This window comes from Palaeococcus sp. (in: euryarchaeotes) (assembly GCF_053987695.1).
The window spans coordinates 1-2,123 of record NZ_JBMXHE010000020.1; the positions used below are offsets into that span (position 1 = coordinate 1).

At 43.8% G+C, this 2,123-nt stretch carries 5 protein-coding genes; 1 reads left to right on the top strand and 4 read right to left on the bottom strand.

Annotated features, from left to right (window positions below):
* The 3 genes from ACXJGZ_RS01790 to ACXJGZ_RS01800 all read right to left on the bottom strand — a co-directional run.
* On the bottom strand, window positions 1–220 hold a 220-nt coding region (locus ACXJGZ_RS01790), incomplete at its 3' end, for an ATPase domain-containing protein (RefSeq protein WP_456398110.1).
* A 102-nt stretch (window positions 221–322) separates the two neighbouring features.
* Complete coding sequence (locus ACXJGZ_RS01795; protein ID WP_456398112.1) at window positions 323–835, bottom strand: PUA domain-containing protein; 513 nt, start codon at window positions 833–835, stop codon at window positions 323–325.
* Between the two features lie 33 nt (window positions 836–868).
* A complete protein-coding gene (locus ACXJGZ_RS01800; RefSeq protein WP_456398114.1) occupies window positions 869–1,042 on the bottom strand; it encodes a hypothetical protein in 174 nt (57 codons plus the stop codon).
* Here ACXJGZ_RS01800 and ACXJGZ_RS01805 point away from each other — a divergent pair.
* A complete protein-coding gene (locus ACXJGZ_RS01805) occupies window positions 1,041–1,175 on the top strand; it encodes a hypothetical protein (RefSeq protein ID WP_456398116.1) in 135 nt (44 codons plus the stop codon). The genes ACXJGZ_RS01800 and ACXJGZ_RS01805 overlap by 2 nt on opposite strands.
* Window positions 1,176–1,812: 637 nt before the next feature.
* Here the strand turns inward: ACXJGZ_RS01805 and ACXJGZ_RS01810 are convergent.
* Window positions 1,813–2,123 (bottom strand): YkgJ family cysteine cluster protein (locus ACXJGZ_RS01810; RefSeq protein ID WP_456398117.1); only part of this gene is annotated, 311 nt, incomplete at its 5' end.

A 2,123-nucleotide genomic window follows, 5' to 3' on the forward strand; every position in this document is an offset into this window, starting at 1 on the left:
CAAATTGAGCCATGTTCTGCCTCACTTGGACTGGATGTTCTTCCAAAGCAACATATATGCCCGGCTCGCCCATCTGGAGACCGTTCCATAAGAACTGCTGACTGAAAATTGTCTTACCAGTTCCTGGCCCACCGCTTAGTAAAACGACGTTCCTCTCTGGTATACCCCCATGAAGTATTTCATCCATTCCCGGAATTCCCGTCTTAACGCGCTTAACCATCTCCACCACCCCCATCATCAAAATTAGGTTATTTTAACATAATCAGAAAAAGCTCTGATTTTAATTACCGAAAGATACTATAAACGTGGAGGTATATAAAAGTTACGCTTTTTTGTGCCGCCGTATAAACTCACCAACATCTGTAATGTTTTTAATAAAGCTTCTCTCACTGTCGGATTGAATTCTGCCAATTCCCAAAATCACTCCATTCTCATCGAAGAGAACGAGCTTTTTTGTACCTTCCCATTTGTATTCTTTAATGCCTCTCCTTGGAACATCTTTACCAGTTGTGAAAAGGAAAGCAGCCTTTGGCTTCAAGATGGCATAGTTCTTTTTGATATCAACGAAGTAGAAGAACTCAATGTTTGGATAGAATTTCTCCACCAAATTTTCATCAACTTTTATCGTTCCAACAAAAGTCCCAAAGGAATAGGGCTTGAGCTTTAGATTTTCAATCTCCCTCCAAACTTCCTCGTTCACAGCATAAACATCTCTGAATTTGCCTTCAACAACTGCAAAAAAGCTGTGCCTAAGCTCGCCATATTTTTCTGCTTCTCTCAAAATTAAGTCGAACTCCCATGAGGAAATCCTTCGATATCTAAGCTCTTGGTTCATCAAACTCAATTAGATACAATGATCCTTAAAAGGTTAGCCTGAGTTTGTGAGATTTGGAGGGGGAACTTGTTCCGGATAAGCCACAATTACCGTGGCGTTCTTAGGTATGTTCTCTTCCATCTTTACATGGATATAGTAGTCACTCACCAGCCACTGGGCAGAGAAAGCACTGAGGAAAGCTGAAGCACTTAGGAGGGCAATCGCCATGACAGAGAGAGCAATAGACATAGAGACTTCTTTTTCCTTCAGAAAGATTATTAGCCCAATCAGAGAAGAAAGTGCCCATGCTCCGAGAACAGCAAACAACAGAGGAGTTTCCACGGGAGTTCTCGTGAAATAAAAAAGAGCCCAGAGCGACCCAACTAAGCCAAATAGAAAGTAAACCGCTCCAAACTTCTTTGCCCTTTTTAAATTCGTAGCAATTCCCAGGTACTGACCTCCTCCCCTTTGCGAGGGTTCGGCTTAACTCCCTCGCCATTGACGGGGAGGTTTGCGGGCAATCATCCCCTACTCCCGTTGCCGGTTTCGGTTCAGCCCGCAGGCCCGGTCTTAGGCCCATTACCCCTACCGCAGAGCGGCTCGGGGTTATCGCTCAAAGGCCACCCCTTAGAGTTTTCAACTACCGAGAGGCAATTTTGAAAGGATGCTTAACAGCGTCAACCCTCCCAACGGGAGGGACACGATAAACCCCTCGTCTCATCGGGTTGTTCTTTGGTGGCCTCTTCGAGGCCCTATTACGCTGGCAAGACTTAAAAGGGTTTCGGTGATTCAATACTCGTTGGATGATTTACTGTATCCCCGCCCTAAAGGGCGAGGCTTTCAGAAGAAAAAAGTAACGATAAGCAGAATTTGGAATGATAGTAGAAAACATGATTGGCACAAAACCGTAGAATGCAAGGTTAGTAACGGCTTGGAAAACAAAACACCCAAGCAAAATATCCGACTTCCATCTCATATCAAAAATTAAGGATGGAGTGTTATATCTGTTTTTCGGTTTCGTCTAAAATCTTGCCCAGCCCATCCAAATCAGTCTTATCAAACTCCTCCTTGAATTTCAAACCAAGCTCAGCTATCTCTTCTCTTGTAATGGTTTCTTTTCCTTCCCCTATTCCCGGACAGCTTTCATCATAATACAGCCAGAGCTTTTCCCCTTTGTATTCAAAAGGTTCCTCATTCTCAATGCCCAGAGGTTTGTGAGAGACCATAAACGGGTAAATCTGACAGACTAATGGATTGTAGTCATGGATTTTGCATTTACCTGTCTCTGGCTCATGAAAGACGCAGCCCA